The sequence below is a fragment of the Moorena sp. SIO3A2 genome (assembly GCF_010672265.1).
Taxonomy (GTDB): Bacteria; Cyanobacteriota; Cyanobacteriia; order Cyanobacteriales; family Coleofasciculaceae; genus Moorena; species Moorena producens.
Genome location: NZ_JAAHHC010000030.1, coordinates 1 through 17,760, shown reverse-complemented (window position 1 = coordinate 17,760; position 17,760 = coordinate 1). Strand labels below are relative to the sequence as shown.

Below are 17,760 nucleotides of genomic sequence, written 5' to 3'. Positions count from 1 at the left end.
AGACTTGTGAGGTACAAATATCTGGGTTTTAGGGAGCAGGGACTGAGGCCTTAGGCCACGCTACGCGAACGGAGCAGGTAAGAGGGAAGTCGGAAGTGGGAAGAGGGCAAAAATAATGTGTACCTCATAGCTACGAGAAACGCTATAATTGTTAATTAGTAATTAGGTAAGCCGTCAGCAATCAGCTTATTTTATTCAAAAAGCTGATTGCTGATTGCTGATTGCTGATTGCTTACAAACAGACTCCACCCTCCGATGCAACCAATACTCAGCCATCCATGCTGCTGTACCATTAATCAGCAACAACAACACTAGCAACACTAAAGCTGAGGCGTAAGCATTAGCATTTCCCCCTGTTACATTCATCGACAAATCAAAAATATGAATCGAGAGCGATCGCCCAGAATCGAGCAAAGACTCTGGCATCCGATCCACATAACCACTAGTAAATATCAGTGCTGCTGTTTCAGCGATCGCTCGCCCTATCCCTAACACTAATCCCACCACTAGTCCCGGTGCTGCGGCTGGTAACAGCAAATTCCAGAGAGTGGTAGTGCGGGATAAACCAAGGGCAGTGGCAGAAAGCCGATAATCATCACTAACGGCGCGAAACCCTTCCTCTGTTGATCGAATTAGGATTGGCAACACCATACAGGCTAATGTCAACCCCCCAGATAAAATCGAAAAGCCTAGCCCTAGGGTTTTGCAGAAAAAGGCATTGCCAAATAGTCCAAACACAATCGACGGTACCCCTGCTAGCACATCTAAGCTACGACGAACCAGACGCCCGAAAATACTCTTAGTATCTGTGAACTCAGCTAGCAGTATTGCTGTGCCTACTCCAATCGGAATAGAAACGGTCATACATACACCCAAAATTAGGACAGTGGAAACCAGAATTGGACCAATCCCTCCTTCCCGTCCAGCATTCTTTGGTGCAGTAGTCAGGAATTCCCAGTTAATTTGTCCGACACCGTGCCAGACGATATCACTCAAAATCCAGAGGAATACAGCAGTTACGAACAGTGCGATCGCCCAAATCATCACTGTTGAAACTTGGAAGTTGTCGGTTGTCGGTTGTCGGTTGTCGGTTGCAGGTTGCAGGTTGTCGGTTGTGGCTTGTGGCTTGGTTTTGGTAGGATTCTTACTCATAGATTCCTTCCTTGCTGATCATTTCTGCAATTGCTACCAGTACCAAAATTATTGCCATCAGCAGCAAGCCACTGACAAAAAGTGCTGAGCGGTGATTGCCCATAGCGTAAGCCATTTCCAAGGCGATATTGGCAGTAAGAGTTCGCATCGGCTCAAATAAGCTTTTGGGAATTTGCACCACATTGCCACACACCATCAGCACCGCCATAGTTTCTCCAATCGCCCGTCCTGTTCCTAAAATCAAGCCAGTAAACAGCCCCGACTTAGCAGCCGGAAACACAACACCTCTGACTGTTGCCCAGCGGGATAGTCCCAGAGCCGCTGCTCCCTTTAGGTATTCTGGAGCGACTTTGGCAAAGCTAGCGTCTGCGGTCAGAGCAATAGTTGGCAAAATCATCAGGGTCAGAATCGCAATTCCAGCTAGAAGACTGGCTCCTGGTGGTTGGAAGCGTCCAATTAGGGGAACTAGCTCCACCAAACCCCAGAATCCGTAAACAACTGAGGGCATCCCTGCCAACAATTCAATTAGCCGTCGATAAAGTCCAGCAATGGATGAAGGCGCGTAATACTGACAAAAGACTGCAGATAGAATGCCCAGGGGTGTGGCTACTACCATCGCCCCAGCCGTGACGAATAGGGTACCCCAAAGCATGGGGGTGAAGTTGTAAAGACTCTCCGCAGGATGCCAGGATGGATCGGTAAAAAAGGGGAGTAATCCCACTTGTCCCAATACTGGCAGGGCTTCCGTGATTAGGAACACAAGAATCAGCACCACGATAGCACCAGCCACCACAGCACAGCCTTGTAGGATCGAGATCAGGAGAGTATCACTCCGAAAAAAATTGAGCATTTAGAATTGGGAATTTAGAATTTAGAATTTAGAATTGGGAATTTAGAATTTAGAATTTAGAATTTAGAATTTAGAATTGGGAATTTAGAATTGGGAATTTAGAATTGGGAATTTAGAATTTAGAATTTAGAATTGGGAATTTAGAATTGGGAATTTAGAATTGGGAATTTAGAATTGGGAATTTAGAATTGGGAATTTAGAATTGGGAATTGGTAAGGAGCAAAGGTATAATTCTTCATTCTTCATTCTTCATTCTTCATTCTTCATTCTTCATTCTTCATTCTTCATTCTTCATTCTTCATTCTTCATTCTTCGAGGGGGACAAAGTTTTGCTCTTTAACAATGTCTTGTACCTTTTGCGATCGCGAAAACTCAATAAATGCTTTATCTAACCCAACCGGAATAGTTTTGCTCACTAACGTCAGGGAACGAGATAGCGGGAATGTGCCGTTTTGAACATTTTCTGTGGTTGCCGCTATTCCAGCAACGGGCAGTAATTTAATCGGAACATCCTGTTTGCTGCTATATTCTGCTGTGCCAATGGAGACATAACCAATCCCATTAGGATTACCCGCTACTGTTTTAATCCCCTGCTCATTATCCCCAATCACCACATCTGCCTTAATCTCACTATTTTTAAGCTGGAAGTACTTGAGAAATAACTCCAAGGTAGAGCGACCCTCAGCTTTGTTAACTACTGTAATTGGTGCCCTTTTGCCTCCCACATCTTGCCAGTTATCTATTTTGCCCTGATAGATATCCACAATCTGTTCATTACTTAGGGATTGCACCGGATTAGTTTTATGGACGATAATGCCAATCCCATCACGAGCGATCGCAAACCCTTGCAGATCTTTCTCGCTCTGCTTGAGGTCACGAGACACCATCCCAATATCAGCGACTCCTTGGCGAGTATCTGCAATACCCCGAGACGACCCTCCTGTCTGCACATCCACCCGTACACCAGGATTTTCTGATTCAAAACGCTTGCCAATTTCCGACGCCAGGGGGGCTACTGTACTAGAACCGGTTAAAACTAACTTACCCTGCAACTGATCCCTTGATTGGGTTGCTACTTCTGGGGATTGGGCACAGGATTGTAGCCAAAAGCAAGCTACTAAACCCATAGACATTGATGCGAGAGTTGTTAAATTTTTCATCAATCATCAGTCAGTCATCTTATCTAGAAACTAGTGAGAGTGCTCAGCTAAGCATTCAGCTGAATGCTTAGCTCAAAACTCAGCACTTACTCAGCACTTTGTTAATCAAAACAGAGGCAACAACATCCCAAATCAATTGCTCTATTACCATTGGCTTGCCGAATGGTTAGCGAACACTGATAAAGCACCGCCTTACCATCTCGCGTCGCCCTAACAAATCCCTCATCCCGCAAAACTCTGAGATGATGGGATAGCAGACTTTGCTCTATTCCCAAAACAGCCTTGAGCTCTCCAACATGTTTTGGTCCTTCCATCAGGATTTCCAGAACAGTGAGACGAGTGTTGTCCGCTAAAACTTTCAGCTTACGGACACAGAAGGCTTGAGATGATGGACTTTTTGAGTTCATGATTCAGCACTGGTCAGCAGTTGAATTATTATTGATATGAAAATCCATTCATATTATAATCAAAAAAAACTCTGATTGGATCAAATCAAAGCACCACCACAACTGGAACCAGACCCTGCTGTACAGCCATAACAATAGGAAGCAGTGCGAATTTCCTCAATGATGTCTAAACTTCCTGCTTCGATAAGTTTACTAACTGTCAACCTTTCTCCAGTGCCAGAGGTTGCTGCTACATTTTCCATCTGATTAAAATCGCAATCGTAGACATTACCCAAATAGTCAATAGACAGTTCATTGCGACACATCAAATGCTCCACCGTAGTGGCATTGAAACTGTTTTCTAGAAACACCATATAGGGAGCATATAGCTTGGTGCGTTTTAAATGAAACTTTGTTCTACCAACAGGAATATTGGTAATTGTAAATAGCTGGTTGAAGTCAAGATCAAACTGTTCTTTTAGGAACACTTTATAATCCTTCTCCAACTTAACCTGATTAGGAGTGAGAGAAAACTTTTCACTCAGTGGCAACGAAGGATTGTAGACCAAATCAAGAATTAATTTGGGGTTTCTCCCATAGCCCAACCGATTCAGCCATTGAATCGCCCGAATCGAACCATCGTAAACCCCCTGGCCGCGCATTTTATCTACATTATCTTCCAGATAACAAGGCAAAGAAGCCACTACTCGTAATTGGTGCTTAGCGAAATAGTCAGGTATATCCTCATATCCCGGTTCAAAATAAATGGTCAAATTTGACCGAACAATCACCTCCTTTCCGGTTTGGTATGCTGCTTCAACTAAGGGCTTAAAGCCATAGTTCATCTCTGGTGCGCCACCAGTCAAGTCAACGGTCTTAATTTGAGGAAACTGATAAATCAGCTTAATAAGCTGGTCACAAATTTCTGGAGAAAGTTCTTCAGTTCGCTTAGGACCAGCTTCCACATGGCAGTGACTACAAGCTAGATTACAACGCTTCCCCAGATTAATTTGTAAAACCGTGATTGGCTGTTTACTTAAGGGAGCTTGCAGTTTTTTGCGGAACGGTGTAACAGCTAAAACGTCTGTTTTAATCATATTTTTATCGCCTTGGGATTGTGAGACTTATTAAGTCTAAAGTCTGTTCGCGTAGCGTCGGCGAACAGACTTTATCCTTGATCTCTAACAACAACCACCACCAATATAGTGCCAAGTTGAATCGGTGATTAAGATTTCTTCTGGATTCACCTTTCCTAATTTCGCGGCTGTTTTATCACAAACAGCGGCTGGCACACCACGGGAGAGGATGTGTCCCGCATTGTCATCAAAAAACTCTTCCGCGCCCATGTAAATTGCTGTTTTGCCAGTAAAAATACATGGTCCATCCTCTGGGATCACAACTTTGAAAGAAACAGAATCCAGACTTTCCAGCAGCAGGGGTTCTTCGAGGTTGTAGTTTTGGCAATCCAGAAGCCGATAGGGACGCTTTGCTCGAATTTCTACTTGACCAAAACCTGACCTGACCAAGTGCTGGACATAGGATTGATAAGTGAGGGCACCAGACAGACACATAGCTCGTAGCCGCTCATCTTCCTGTAGATGGGGTGGAATCGGACGAGTTGCAATGGGGTCACTCATTAACAGTCGTCCACCTGGTTTTAAGACTCGATAGGCTTCTTTGAGTGCCTTCATCAGGTCAGCCGGTTCAAAGATGTTGAATAGGCAATTCTGAGCAACCACATCTACAGAATCATCTGGCATAGGTAGGGCAAAGGCATCCCCTTCCCGAATTTCCACAAAACTCTGGTCAAACCAGGAATTGTCTTGAGCAGCAATCTTCAGGTTACGGGTAGCCGCCTCCCGCATGGCCTGAACTGGCTCAACAGCAATCACACCCCCTGGACGTTGGGAAAAATAAGCAAACTGTAACGCCTCTAAACCACCACCAACACCGACATAGAGGACCGTTGGCTGATTGCTGAGTTCCGTGGGATGTACCGTCGTACCGCAGCCATAATTCATATCCGCCATCATTGGAGGAATTTTCAGTCCTGGCAGTTGTAAGGGGCTACTTTGGACACAACACAAACCAACTTGGGGTGTTTGGGCGACTTCAGAATAAAATTCAGCAGTTGTTTCGAGATAGGTCATCAGAATCCTTTACTTGGCAAAGATGGTAATGCTATTGATAGTAGGGTGGAAATTGAAAACTAATTCTGAACCAGTATAGTTCCTCAGTTGAGCGTTAATGCTACAAAATTCATGTATCCTCTGATCCCAAATCCCGGTTCAAAACCCCGTTGATTATTTTGATCATCTAGTCAGCGAAGTGCGGACTTTGTCATCTTCAAGAAGGCTTCGCCTATGTCTAGCCGCGATTTATAGCAGAAGTCAGAAGTCCTTTGTCAGAAGTCAAACTCTTGCGCTTACTTAGGTTTGAGACTTTTGTCATGTCCTAACTGCCCTGTCTTGATGCAAAGCGCGAGTGGGGGAAACCCCCAAGACCGCGCTGCATCGCTGGCGACTGCTATATTATTCGTTTAGGCTATAGGGAAGCTACAATAGGGAATTTGGAATTAACGCGCTGTTGCAGGCTTTTGCTCCAATTTGTCTTCAGGTAAGCAACGGTACAATCCCTTGCCTCACCCTTAGATGCTATTAAACTCATGCCAGATGAATTTTTCGAGTAGTACACCATGAATTTTTACTGAGATTACCACGCGATCGCTCATGCTTAGGGTATAGGATGCTGGGGTAATCAGGTGATCAGGTCATGGGGTGACTCGGGTGACTTAAGCATTCAGCCGTCAGCTATCAGCTATCAGCTAGCAGTTATAGCGCTACGCGCAAGCTTAAAGGAACTTGCGTCAGAAGTCAAAAGTAAGCTATGACTAAGTTTCGGAGTTTAGGAATGTCAAACGTCTGAATGCGTAGTGCTATATCAGCTAATGCGCTACAGATGGTGCTACTGATCGGTGCTTTTGAATAAAACAGGTAAGCATTCGAATAATGCTGAGTTACGGAAAGCACCGATCAGTAGCGTGAGCCAAAGGCTGACGGCTGACGGCTGAATGCTTACACAGAAACTAAGACAGAAACAATTGTGTCCACTCAACACCCCCAATCACCTCTGAGCATAAGAGTATGGTAGAAAGAGCTACCATTACAATCAGGGAGTTGATGAATGTCGAAAAACCAGTATGCAGAACGCCTCAGACAACAAGAGAGAGTTTACCTCAAGCGTGTTGCTGATTACTCTTCACTAAAGTCGATACCAGAAATATGGCCCCTTGCTGCCCAACGGTTTGGGTCAATCATTGCTCTGCAAGACCCTCACGCTGTGGGAGCTCATGGTGCTCCAGCCTCGACCCTAACCTATACCCAGTTGCACGAGCAAATCGAGCAATTTGCGGCTGGATTACAATCCCTAGGTTTCCAGCCAAAACTCGATGAGAAGGGTATTCCTACCCGAATTGCTTTATTTGCTGATAACTCTCCTCGATGGCTAGTTGCCGATCAGGGGATCATGACTGCAGGAGCAGTAAATGTGGTGCGCTCAGGTCAAGCAGAACGGCAGGAATTGCTTTATATTCTCCAAGATAGCGGTAGCACGGCTCTGGTAGTAGAACACCTCAAAACTTTGGAAAAATTAGGCGATCGCTTGGATGGGCTACCGATTGAATTAGTGATTCTCCTTTCTGAAGAACAACCACTATCGACCGGATCATCCCGACAGATTGTTAACTATACTCAACTCATGGAAGCCGGGGCATCTCGGTCTGTTACCAAAGCTAACCACAACCGGGAAACCTTGGCAACTCTGCTGTATACATCTGGTACCACAGGCAAACCCAAAGGGGTGATGCTGAGCCATGGTAATCTCCTGCATCAGGTCAACACCCTTGGTACAGTAATAGCAATCGAAAAAAGCGATCGCGTTCTTTCTATCCTGCCTACCTGGCACGCCTACGAACGCTCAGCGGAGTATTTTGTGTTATCTCAGGGTTCCACCCAGATTTACACCAACCTGCGCCATGTCAAAAAAGACCTTAAAACCTTCAAACCTAACTTTATGGTCGGAGTACCCCGACTGTGGGAATCGATTTATGAGGGGGTGCAAAAGCAGTTTCGTGAGCAACCGGAAGGTAAGCAGAAATTAGTCCAAAACCTGCTAGGGTTCAGTCAACGCTACATTGAGGCACGGCGGCTTGCTCAGGGGTTGACCTTAGATAATTTAAATCCTTCACCCATCCAAAAACTATTGGCCACAGTGCAAGCTTCCTATTTATGGCCGGTTCATCAATTGGCTAATAAACTAGTTTATCAAAAAGTCCGGGAAGCCACTGGGGGAGAAATCAAGCAAGTCATTAGTGGTGGGGGTTCCTTAGCGAGGCACCTGGATAACTTCTTTGAGATTATTGGTGTCGAAGTCCTAGTCGGCTATGGCTTAACCGAAACATCTCCCGTTACTAATGCCCGGCGTTCCTATCGTAACCTGCGTTTTAGTGCTGGACCACCTTTACCGGAAACTCAAATCCGGATTGTTGACCCTGAGACTCATCAGCCTTTACCCCAAGGTCAAACCGGCTTGGTGATGGTAAAAGGACCACAGGTGATGCAGGAATATTATCACAAACCAGAAGCTACCGCTAAGGCAATTGATCGAGACCGGTGGTTTGATACAGGGGATTTAGGTTGGGTGACCCCCCAGAATGATTTAGTCCTCACTGGCAGAGCAAAAGATACTATAGTTCTGACCAATGGAGAAAATATCGAGCCACAACCAATAGAAGATGCTTGTTTGCGCAGTGCTTACATTGACCAGATTATGCTAGTGGGTCAAGACCAAAAGGCATTGGGTGCCTTAATAGTACCAAATCTAGATGCCTTGCAAGGGTGGGCAGCGGCTCAAAATCTTACCCTTGATGTATTCGCTCAAGATGTTGATTTAAATACTAAAGAGGTTCAGACGTTATACCGGACTGAATTAAACCGAGAAGTCCAAAATCGACCAGGTTATCGCCAAGATGACCGCATCAGCACCTTTAGGCTGATTCTAGAGCCGTTTTCCCAGGAAAATGGCATGATGACTCAAACCTTTAAAATCCGACGACCTGTAGTCACAGAACGCTATCGCGCTATCATTGACGGGATGTTTGCGTGAAGTACCCCAACCGGCTTGACCAAAGGTCATGGGATTGCTCGCATTCTCAGGTCAATTCAGGGACGGTCTTATTCGTCTTATCGGCAAAGCCGACGCGGGGCGCGTTCGGGTTTCCCGCGCGCGTCCCCGACGCCTAAACCAGAGGCGCTTTCCTAGGCCGGGGAACCCGGCCTAGGAAAGCGCGCCTGCTGGAATTGGTCGTTGACGAGGCGTCCACAGGCAGACATCCGCCTTCTATCGACGTATAACTTTTACGACAGACTTACCATGGAATTACAGCTCTATGGCTAACCAGCCGGGGCAAGTCTCTTCCGGGAGACTAAACCTTAGAATAAGGCAGCCTTAATCATAAAGTTTTAACCCTTTTACCCATAGCCGACAAACCATAAAGGCTGCCTTATTCTTGCGGTAACTTCTGACCCTGAGCTCTGAAGCGTACTTTGTACACCTTTGATAAGGTAGCCTTTTAGTCAGTCAGGCGGGTCAACGACCAAGTTGATTATATCACGAATCGTCGTAAGTTGAGGCGCGACCCCGTAATTTAATTCTTCAAGCGGAAAGCGCGCCTCCGTAGTCTCGCTATCCATCCCCACCTTCAAAGAAGGTGGGGAATTCCGCGAGTTTCTGTTAAAACGTTAGAAGGTTTAGAGGTGCGGGCCTCAAACCTTGAGACTGAACCTCAATCTTCTTTTGAAGAATTATTGAGCAATATCACCAGTCAAACTCTCAATCCCTCAAAGTTACATAGTGGAACGCATATGGACGACTCTAATAAGAACTTACTCTTGAAACGGCCAATTAATATCAAAGCCATCGTTACCCCTCGATGGAAGGAAGAGGTTCAGCAACAACTACAAAATCAAATCAACCAACTCGACGGCCAACTGCAACAGATTGATCTGCAGGGACAAAAAGCGATCGCTGAGATTAAAAACCAGAGCGTGAATCCTCCTGGTCCTCAGGTATCGCAACAAATTGAAAGCATTCAAACCCAGGTCAATCAAAAGAAAAGTGAACTGCTAGAGCAGAAAAACCAGCAACTTCAGCAACTACAACAAGTCCAAACCCTCGAACTCGACCAGGAAGTTAGTCAAGGTCAGCTAGAAAGCTTCTTCAGGGTGGAAGAAGGAGATAACCTAGTCAAAAAGATGAACGTGGAAATTCTGCTGCGGGATGGGGTTATCGAAGAGATTCGCGGTGATATTTAACGGAAACACAGGACATGAATAAACAGGGATACACGGATATCTGATTATCCGTGTATCCCTGTTTAAAAATCTCTGTATTGTCTTTCACGCCTTTGCCATTGACCCAGCCATTACTGGCAAAATTCCGTTGACCAATCCTGATGACCCCGTCCCTCTCGACAGGTAAACTGTTGACCAGCCCACATGATCTGCCACTTTTTGCCAGTTTGGGCTGATTCCTTGGGTGATAACTCAATACGATACCGGATGCCACGTACAGAGTCATCCGGTAAACCCGTTTGAGTGATGGTGACTACCGCTTGATCAGGTTGAGGATAATCTACCTTGACCTGTTGATCAAAGTTTCCTTCAATCAACGATTGGTTTTGACCAAAGGTAGATAATGCGATCGCTTTTGGATCGGCACCAATCAGTTGATCCGGTTTTGCCTTATTGGCTAGGTCAATGGCTTTATAGTCTTCTCGCTTAGTCTGGACATTAGCAGGAGACTGAATTGGTTTGGGTTCAGGGGGTTTGCTAATCAGATTGCAAGCACTCAGGATTAGGATAATACCTGTAAGCGCGGTCAGGGAAAGTTTTTTGTTAAGCATCTCATATCAAGTTGCATTCGATAGAAATCAAGCTAACTTGTCGGCTGTTGACAGTCAACTCTCAACGATCAACATTTAACAGTCAACAGTCAACACTTAACACTTAACACTTAACAAAACACATTATCCCCGGGGGCCCAAGTCCATCTAATTACTGATGGCATTATTTATAGCGCTTGAACACTGACCCAGCACCGATAGCACCCAACATCAACAGACCCAATGTCGAAGTTGGTTCGGGAACTTTCTTAGAAGGCTTAGGGGGATCTGGGAAATCGGTAAACTTGATGCCAGAAACCGCACCACTTCCTGGTAGTTTAATATCCAGCTTGGTCACTGAATACTCAGGAAGATAGCTGAAATCGTAAGTGGATAGGGAGTTGTCTGTGCCAAATTTTAGTGATTGTTTCTCTGTTGTGCCATCCTCCAGAAACGCTTTAACATATCCGTTTTTATTCTTCGGATTCTCATCAATGTCTAGAAGCGTGACGTAATCAACAGAAACGGCTTGATCAAAAACAAAGGAAATGATACCACCGCCAGCCCAGTCATCGGGTGTTTTACTTTTGTCCTCGTTGATAATTAGAACGTTACCCTGTGGCTTCGTACCAAATGAAGGTCCCGTGGCTAAGTCATCGTCTCCACCGGTGCATGTAATCCCAAAATCAGGTCCGCAATTGCTGTTGAATAACCTTAAGGGATGATTAGACCCTTTGTTACTGGTTATATGCACACCGAATTTTGCCCATTGCTCACCAATATTTTTCTTAGTCCCCGCCTTGAGAATGTTACCAGCATCATCCTTTTCAAAATCCAGTAAGTATTCATCAGCTAGAGCGGGATTACCACCTACTGTTCCCAAAGTAACTAAGGCAGCTGTGAGCGTAACTGTTGATAACTTTTTCATGGTTTTTCAACCCCTCAATACTGACTTAATTTTAGCGCTAAAATCTTTTTTTATATCTTTTTTTGAGGATTTTTATTAACCTTTACTATCTACTATTCAGGTAATATAGCAGAATTCTGAATTCTGAATTCTGAATTCTGAATTCTGAATTTAAACTCTTGCCATACTGTAGTTTGAGACTTTTGTCATGTCCTAATTACCCTGGCGACTGCTATAAATAGATTATTATATAGCAATCCTCAATCATTTTTAAAATCACTGGACTTATTAAAAAATAGCTCCAACTCCGGTCCCTTCTGCCTTCTGCCAGCCCCCCTTATTAAGGAGGGGGGATTACTCCTGCATTAAAGCAGCCCATTTATTTCACGAATCAGATCGGATTGCTATAGTTATTTTATGGTTAATTAACCTATAGATTAGGTATAAGTTTCCTCTCTTGGGATAAATTATTCATTTCTTTAACGTTTGAGTCGGTTAATTAAAGATTCAGTGAAATGACCTTCATCCGGCCACCAAAATCGATAGGATTTAAGGTTATACTAAACTAGCTCTTAGACTGACCCTCTCAGCAGTCAACCGATAAGAGCTATTAGCATGTATAGAGTGATTGGTAGCTACCCACTCCCCTAATCCCTAATCCTGAGCAAAAAGAGGATATCCGTATTGTATAAAACCATCGAAGCCCTCTGCCTCATGGTTTCTTTACACAGTACGATGGCTTTGTGGGGCTTATTCAAGCTACAATGCAAGCTGGCATAATGTTTTTGCTAGCTCACTAGAATTGATTTAGAAGACCACCCCATGATTCACGAAGTTTTCATGCCCGCCCTCAGTTCAACCATGACCGAAGGCAAAATAGTTTCCTGGGAAAAATCTCCCGGAGACAAAGTCGAAAAAGGTGAAACCGTGGTGGTGGTTGAGTCGGATAAGGCTGATATGGACGTTGAGTCCTTCTATGAAGGATATCTGGCCACAATCACGGTATCAGCTGGTGACTCTGCTCCGGTGGGAGCCCCGATTGCTCTGATTGCGGAAACGGAAGCGGAAATTGAAGCAGCTAAACAACAAGCTGCCCAATCTACACCAGCTACTGACACAGCAACGCCTCAGCAAGCAACGGCCTCAACCCCAGAACCGGTACAGACCGCTCCCGCTGCCATTGCTGATACTCCCAGCCGCCGTAATGGACGAATTATTGCTTCTCCCCGAGCTCGTAAACTAGCGAAGGAATTAAGGGTTGATCTGAATACCTTAAGAGGAAGTGGTCCCCATGGCAGGATTGTGGCTGAGGATGTGGAAGCAGCAGCAGGTAAAGTCAGTACTCCCCCAGCACCAGCCACCACCCCAGCAGCACCGCCGACACCGGCTGTAATGCCCACTCCCACCCCAGCAACTATGCCAGCTCCTCTGCCAGCACCTCCTGCGGCTGTACCCCTGGGAGAAGTGGTGCCGTTCAATACCCTGCAAAATGCAGTGGTGCGGAATATGATGGTCAGCCTGCAAGTGCCTACCTTCAGGGTTGGTTACACCATCACTACGGATGAGTTGGATAAGTTATACAAAAAAATCAAGCCTAAGGGTGTTACGATGACAGGGCTGCTAGCTAAGGCAGTAGCGGTTACCTTGCAGAAGCATCCCTTGGTCAATGCTAGTTATACCGAACGGGGAATTCAATATCACAGTTCCATTAATGTAGCTGTGGCTGTGGCAATGGCTGATGGTGGCTTGATTACCCCAGTATTGCGCCATGCGGAGCAGCTGGATATTTATTCTCTGTCTCGCACTTGGAAAGATTTAGTAGACCGTGCCAGAACTAAGCAGTTGCAGCCAGAGGAATATAATTCCGGTACTTTCACCCTATCCAATTTAGGCATGTTTGGTGTAGACCGGTTTGATGCGATTTTGCCCCCAGGACAGGGTTCTATTTTGGCCATTGGTGCATCCCGTCCTACTGTAGTAGCTAGCCCTGACGGCATGATGGGAGTAAAGCGTCAGATGCAAGTGAATATTACCTGTGACCACCGGATTATCTATGGTACTGATGCGGCAGCGTTCTTGCAAGACTTGGCGAAGTTGATTGAAACTGATCCGCAATCGTTAACTCTTTAAGTCATTAATCGTAGGGTGGGCAGTGCCTAGCAAAGCCCTTTGCAAGCTTGATTATCTGTCTGGTGCACTGCCCACCCTACATGAACTTTGGGTTAAACCTAGTCATTAATGGTAAGGTGGGCAGTGCCTAGCAACGCCCTTTGCAAGCTTGATTATCTGTCTGGTGCACTGCCCACCCTACATGAACTGCTTGATCACTGAGAGGGGCGCACGGTTGGTTGTGCGCCCCTCTCAGTAAAATTGTTCACTATTGCGTTTAACAGTGAGATTTTCGCAGTTTCCGATACTTTTTAGCTACCAAAGTCTACCAAGATCAACTTTAGCCCGCCAATGCCAGCTGATTCGAACGCCAGGGGGTATCTCCGCGCTTCACGAAGAAATATTCCTCGTGCGCCATAAAAGTGCGTAAACCAGATCCAATGTCACTACAAAACCCTTGGTTTTCGGGAAATTTATTTAATTGAGACAAGGTTGTGGCACTAAGAACATAGTTAAAGTATAGCAAATTACTTGAGTTTTTGGCAAGCTTTGTGATACTTTTGCCTACTGTCCACTAACCCTCCAGCAGTAAACAAACCACCCACAACGATTAGACCAAGCAAAGTAGAGGATTCAGGCACATCTTGTGGGTTCGATAAATGCGGTGGAAGAGAGCCACCGAACGCCAGTTGGTAGTTGCCTGTGTGAGAATACGTGTAATCGTTATTATCGTCAAGGCTGACCAGCCCAGAATCTGTGGCCTCGAAACCATAAAGGTATTGGGTTTTCCCATCGTATTCAACCTTGACAATTTCACTAGCCTGTATACTAGGTGGTAGGAAACCAGCGAAGGCTGGAGGAATTATCTCTGCCAACATATCTCTAGCATTAAAGTGACCTGCTAGCCCAATGGTAATTAGGCCTGTTGTGTCATCTTGGTTGAGGTAGGAAATATTGGGATCGCTAAATCGTTGCAATCCTCCATTGCCGAAAAATTGTCCATACAGAACATTATCTAGACCTGACCCAATCAAAGATACAAGACCGTTTGCAGTTAAGGCATCACTGAACCACTTCTGAGCTAAGGTGATGCCACCAAAATCAGTAGCCCAGTCAGCGAATGTCAGACTGCTCAAGGTGATGTCCTTACCACCGATTTGACCTGTTAGGCTAGTGACATCGTTAGAGAAGAAAAATTGGAAGTTTTCCAGGGTTTCACTGCTGGCAAATAGCTCTACGTTTCCACCAGGGTCACTAGCGTCACCTTGCAAGAGGGTTGACAAACTAGCACCTGGATCTATATAGGTATTCGTACCGTCAGATGCAATCTTGAGGTAGTCACTACCGATTAGGGTCGCTCCTGTGAGGCTTCCAGCAACAGCTGGGGTAGTGGCGATCGCACTGATACCGGCAATAATTGAGGCACCGAGCCACATTTTCATTACTGTGCTTTTCATTGACATGTCTCCCTTCGAGTTAGTTCAGGTTGCTGGCAGGACTTGGTGTCTTTTTTTTAGTATCGGAGTTGGATGTTAGCGATCGCGTTTTTGATGGGGTTTAAGTTATGTTAATCTTTGACATAATCCTGAGTGCGTCAGTTCCTCAGTCCTGAATAGGGCAATATAGCGCTACGCGCAAGGCAAGAGGAATCCCCCCTAACCCCCCGCGCGTAAGGGGGGCTGGCATGCATGCTAAAGTTGACTACAACAGCTTAGGTGCGCTTTCCGGAGAGGAAATCTTGAAGAGGGTCGCCTTATTACAAAAGTTTTAACCCTTTTAGGTATAGCCAGTAACCCATAAAGGCGACCCTCTTAATGCGGTAACTTCGTTCCCGCATCTAATTATTAAATTCCCCACGGGTCGCACCTTTTTCAAGGTGTATCAATGTCAAACACCTTAATGGGTAGTGCTATAAATTTTCAATCTTGTAGCGATTACCGATTACCGATTACCGATTACCCAAGACCTGATCAGATTATTCACCTGTTCTGGTATCTCATCATGGGGACAGTGTCCTGCTTGTAGATAATATTCCGTTAACTGAGGATAATATTCCCTAAACTTTGCTCCCCGTTCTCTGCTCTTGATCCAAGGATCCCCTTCTCCCCATAGCATCAATAACGGACAAGTCATCTGTTCCAACAACACATCGACTTTTTCCCCTTGGGGTGACTTGAACACAGAAGCAAATACCTGAGCAGCACCAGGATCACAAGACGGGCGATAAATCTCGTCTACTAACTGTTCCGTTACTGCATCCTGGTCAAGATAAACCTTCTGGAGGGTTTTGCGAATGATTGACGGTCGCCGCAGGTACTGGAATAACAGGAAACTTGCCCAAGGTTGTAGAAAAATTGATTTGGTTACCTGATTGAGAACTTTTTTGACAGGATTGACCTTAGTGGCAGGTTGAGTATCACTAAATGGTCCAGCACTATTGAGCAATACTAAACCTGCGGCGGAGCTAGGACGCTGTGCAGCTACACACAGAGCTGCATAACCCCCCAAGGAGTTTCCAGCTAAGACTACTGGTTGACCAATCACCTCTGTAATAAAATCATGCAACTGGTCTCGCCACAAATTGCCACTGTACTCCCGATCTGGTTTAGCAGAACGTCCAAACCCCAACAAGTCAATCACCCAAACTTCAAAATCCTGACTCAATTGAGCAATGTTTTTGCGCCAGTGGTCTGTAGATGCCCCAAATCCGTGAATTAGCAGTAACGGTGGGTATCCTGATGGCTTTTGTCCAGCCTGTACATAATATATAGATTCCCCCCGCCACTGCCAGTAAGTTCCAGGGATGGGAGTATTAGAAGGGGTAGCACTTACCTGGGTAATCACGGTAAACTATTAAGTAATGTTAACTTTTTGATCATAGCGCTCCCTGTCAGTTGTCTGATGTTAGAATAATGGCAGTATATAATGGAGAGTTTGTGTAAACATATAAAAGAGAGAGGGAAAAGCTTTGTCAGTCGAAACCATTGAGAAGCGTTCAACAGTTCGTAAACACGCGCCTCGCTATCGCGTATTGCTCCATAATGATGACTTCAACTCTATGGAGTATGTGGTGAAAACCTTGATGGAAACTGTGGCGAGTCTGACTCAACCTCAAGCAGTCAACATTATGATGGAAGCCCATCAATCCGGGCTGGCATTGGTGATTACCTGTGCTCAAGAGCATGCTGAGTTTTATTGCGAAACCCTGAAGAACCGGGGTCTGACTAGTACAATTGAACCTGACGAATAAGGGGCAATAGGAGAGATTCTTCCCTTTCCAAATCTTGAAATTATAAAACGTTTTACACCCAGGCTGGCTAGATTATCCCTATACCCAGCACCATTCAGGTTGGGGATGTTTATACTAGCTTTGCTGTTGCTTTGGTTACCCATAGCAGCACCAATATACTTAATTGGTAGCGACCCAAACTCAGTGACAATCCTGACTATGGGGCTAATGTTCGGGGTATTTCTGTACTTAGTCCGAGTTTGGGGAAGGAAGGTTTATCGCCAGCCAGGACTGTTAAAAAAATATGGTTTGCGGCTAACAGCGCAAAACGCTCTTGAGTTAATCAGAGGACTAGGCCTAGGTCTGTTAATGACTCTTAGTCTGTTTGGATTACAAGGGTGGCTGGGTTGGCTAGCATTCCAAACTCCTCCACTCCCATGGTCACGGCTGATTGTAGAGGGATTAATCAGTGCTTTGGCCATAGGCTTCGCTGAAGAATTGGTGTTTCGGGGTTGGTTGCTTGATGAGTTGCAACGGGATTATAGTTTTAAGACATCACAGTGGATTGGTGCGATCGCATTTGCGCTGCTGCATTTCCTTAAACCAATTCCAGAAATGATTCGCGGCTTACCGAGATTTCCCAGTTTATTGCTGCTAGGGTTAATCCTGATTTGGGCAAAGCGATCAACTCAAGGACGGCTAGGTTTATCGATTGGTCTCCATGCTGGCTTAGTTTGGGGTTATTATATTATTGATGTTGGGCAATTAGTAGTCTATTCAGGCAAGGTTGCTCCCTGGATTACTGGCATTAATCGCGATCCTACTGCTGGGATAATGGGATTGCTATTTCTAGCTTTAGTTGCTTGGTGGATGAAGCGCAATCATCATAGTAATTAGTAATAATTAGTGATTAGTAATAATTAGTGATTAGTGATTGGTATTTAGAGTCCAAAGTGATAATAGTTTAAAAGTCTAAATAGCAAGAGGTGCGCTTGACCTTGGCGAATTAAATTCGCCAAGGTCAAGA

15 protein-coding genes are annotated in these 17,760 nt (G+C 45.2%); 5 read left to right on the top strand and 10 right to left on the bottom strand.

Annotated features, from left to right (window positions below):
- Positions 1 to 195: 195 nt before the first annotated feature.
- The 6 genes from pstA to arsM form a co-directional block, all read right to left on the bottom strand.
- The gene (gene pstA, locus F6K64_RS26365; RefSeq protein ID WP_438941763.1) at positions 196 to 1,044 is read right to left on the bottom strand and encodes a phosphate ABC transporter permease PstA; all 849 of its coding nucleotides are present in this window, start codon (positions 1,042 to 1,044) and stop codon (positions 196 to 198) included.
- A 100-nt stretch (positions 1,045 to 1,144) separates the two neighbouring features.
- Positions 1,145 to 2,002: a phosphate ABC transporter permease subunit PstC gene (gene pstC, locus F6K64_RS26360; RefSeq protein ID WP_008190400.1), complete on the bottom strand. Its 858-nt coding sequence runs from the start codon at positions 2,000 to 2,002 to the stop codon at positions 1,145 to 1,147.
- A gap of 305 nt (positions 2,003 to 2,307) precedes the next feature.
- Positions 2,308 to 3,162 carry a phosphate ABC transporter substrate-binding protein gene (locus F6K64_RS26355; protein ID WP_131826900.1) on the bottom strand — a complete coding sequence of 285 codons (855 nt, stop codon included), beginning with the start codon at positions 3,160 to 3,162 and terminating at the stop codon, positions 2,308 to 2,310.
- 101 nt (positions 3,163 to 3,263) lie between these two features.
- Entirely contained in the window at positions 3,264 to 3,569 is a 306-nt protein-coding gene (locus F6K64_RS26350; protein ID WP_008190403.1) for an ArsR/SmtB family transcription factor, read from the bottom strand.
- A gap of 80 nt (positions 3,570 to 3,649) precedes the next feature.
- Positions 3,650 to 4,645, bottom strand: coding sequence for an arsenosugar biosynthesis radical SAM (seleno)protein ArsS (gene arsS, locus F6K64_RS26345; protein WP_287266811.1), 996 nt, complete (start codon positions 4,643 to 4,645; stop codon positions 3,650 to 3,652).
- 84 nt (positions 4,646 to 4,729) lie between these two features.
- Positions 4,730 to 5,698 (bottom strand): arsenosugar biosynthesis arsenite methyltransferase ArsM, encoded by a 969-nt coding sequence (arsM, locus tag F6K64_RS26340; RefSeq protein ID WP_008190406.1) that lies wholly within the window; start codon positions 5,696 to 5,698, stop codon positions 4,730 to 4,732.
- Positions 5,699 to 6,731: 1,033 nt separating this feature from the next.
- Between arsM and F6K64_RS26335 the strand changes: the two genes are divergently transcribed.
- A complete protein-coding gene (locus tag F6K64_RS26335; protein WP_287266809.1) occupies positions 6,732 to 8,711 on the top strand; it encodes an AMP-dependent synthetase/ligase in 1,980 nt (659 codons plus the stop codon).
- A 758-nt stretch (positions 8,712 to 9,469) separates the two neighbouring features.
- A complete protein-coding gene (locus tag F6K64_RS26330; protein ID WP_044495479.1) occupies positions 9,470 to 9,919 on the top strand; it encodes a YlqD family protein in 450 nt (149 codons plus the stop codon).
- Between the two features lie 110 nt (positions 9,920 to 10,029).
- On the opposite strand, the gene F6K64_RS26325 is transcribed toward F6K64_RS26330, so the two are convergent.
- On the bottom strand, positions 10,030 to 10,509 hold the full coding sequence (locus F6K64_RS26325) for a hypothetical protein (RefSeq protein ID WP_287250086.1): 480 nt from the start codon (positions 10,507 to 10,509) through the stop codon (positions 10,030 to 10,032).
- 163 nt (positions 10,510 to 10,672) lie between these two features.
- Positions 10,673 to 11,416 (bottom strand): PEP-CTERM sorting domain-containing protein, encoded by a 744-nt coding sequence (locus tag F6K64_RS26320; RefSeq protein ID WP_008190414.1) that lies wholly within the window; start codon positions 11,414 to 11,416, stop codon positions 10,673 to 10,675.
- An 801-nt stretch (positions 11,417 to 12,217) separates the two neighbouring features.
- Between F6K64_RS26320 and F6K64_RS26315 the strand changes: the two genes are divergently transcribed.
- Positions 12,218 to 13,525 carry a dihydrolipoamide acetyltransferase family protein gene (locus F6K64_RS26315; protein ID WP_044495353.1) on the top strand — a complete coding sequence of 436 codons (1,308 nt, stop codon included), beginning with the start codon at positions 12,218 to 12,220 and terminating at the stop codon, positions 13,523 to 13,525.
- A gap of 506 nt (positions 13,526 to 14,031) precedes the next feature.
- Here the strand turns inward: F6K64_RS26315 and F6K64_RS26310 are convergent.
- Together F6K64_RS26310 and F6K64_RS26305 are read right to left on the bottom strand one after the other, a co-directional pair.
- Positions 14,032 to 14,961, bottom strand: a complete 930-nt coding sequence (locus F6K64_RS26310) for an NF038130 family PEP-CTERM protein (RefSeq protein ID WP_044495355.1) — start codon at positions 14,959 to 14,961, stop codon at positions 14,032 to 14,034.
- A 484-nt stretch (positions 14,962 to 15,445) separates the two neighbouring features.
- Positions 15,446 to 16,348, bottom strand: coding sequence for an alpha/beta fold hydrolase (locus F6K64_RS26305; RefSeq protein WP_287266808.1), 903 nt, complete (start codon positions 16,346 to 16,348; stop codon positions 15,446 to 15,448).
- 124 nt (positions 16,349 to 16,472) lie between these two features.
- Here F6K64_RS26305 and clpS point away from each other — a divergent pair, with 124 nt between their 5' ends.
- A complete protein-coding gene (clpS, locus tag F6K64_RS26300; protein ID WP_044495357.1) occupies positions 16,473 to 16,754 on the top strand; it encodes an ATP-dependent Clp protease adapter ClpS in 282 nt (93 codons plus the stop codon).
- Positions 16,755 to 16,859: 105 nt separating this feature from the next.
- On the top strand, positions 16,860 to 17,630 hold the full coding sequence (locus F6K64_RS26295; RefSeq protein ID WP_008190423.1) for a CPBP family intramembrane glutamic endopeptidase: 771 nt from the start codon (positions 16,860 to 16,862) through the stop codon (positions 17,628 to 17,630).
- Positions 17,631 to 17,760: the final 130 nt, after the last annotated feature.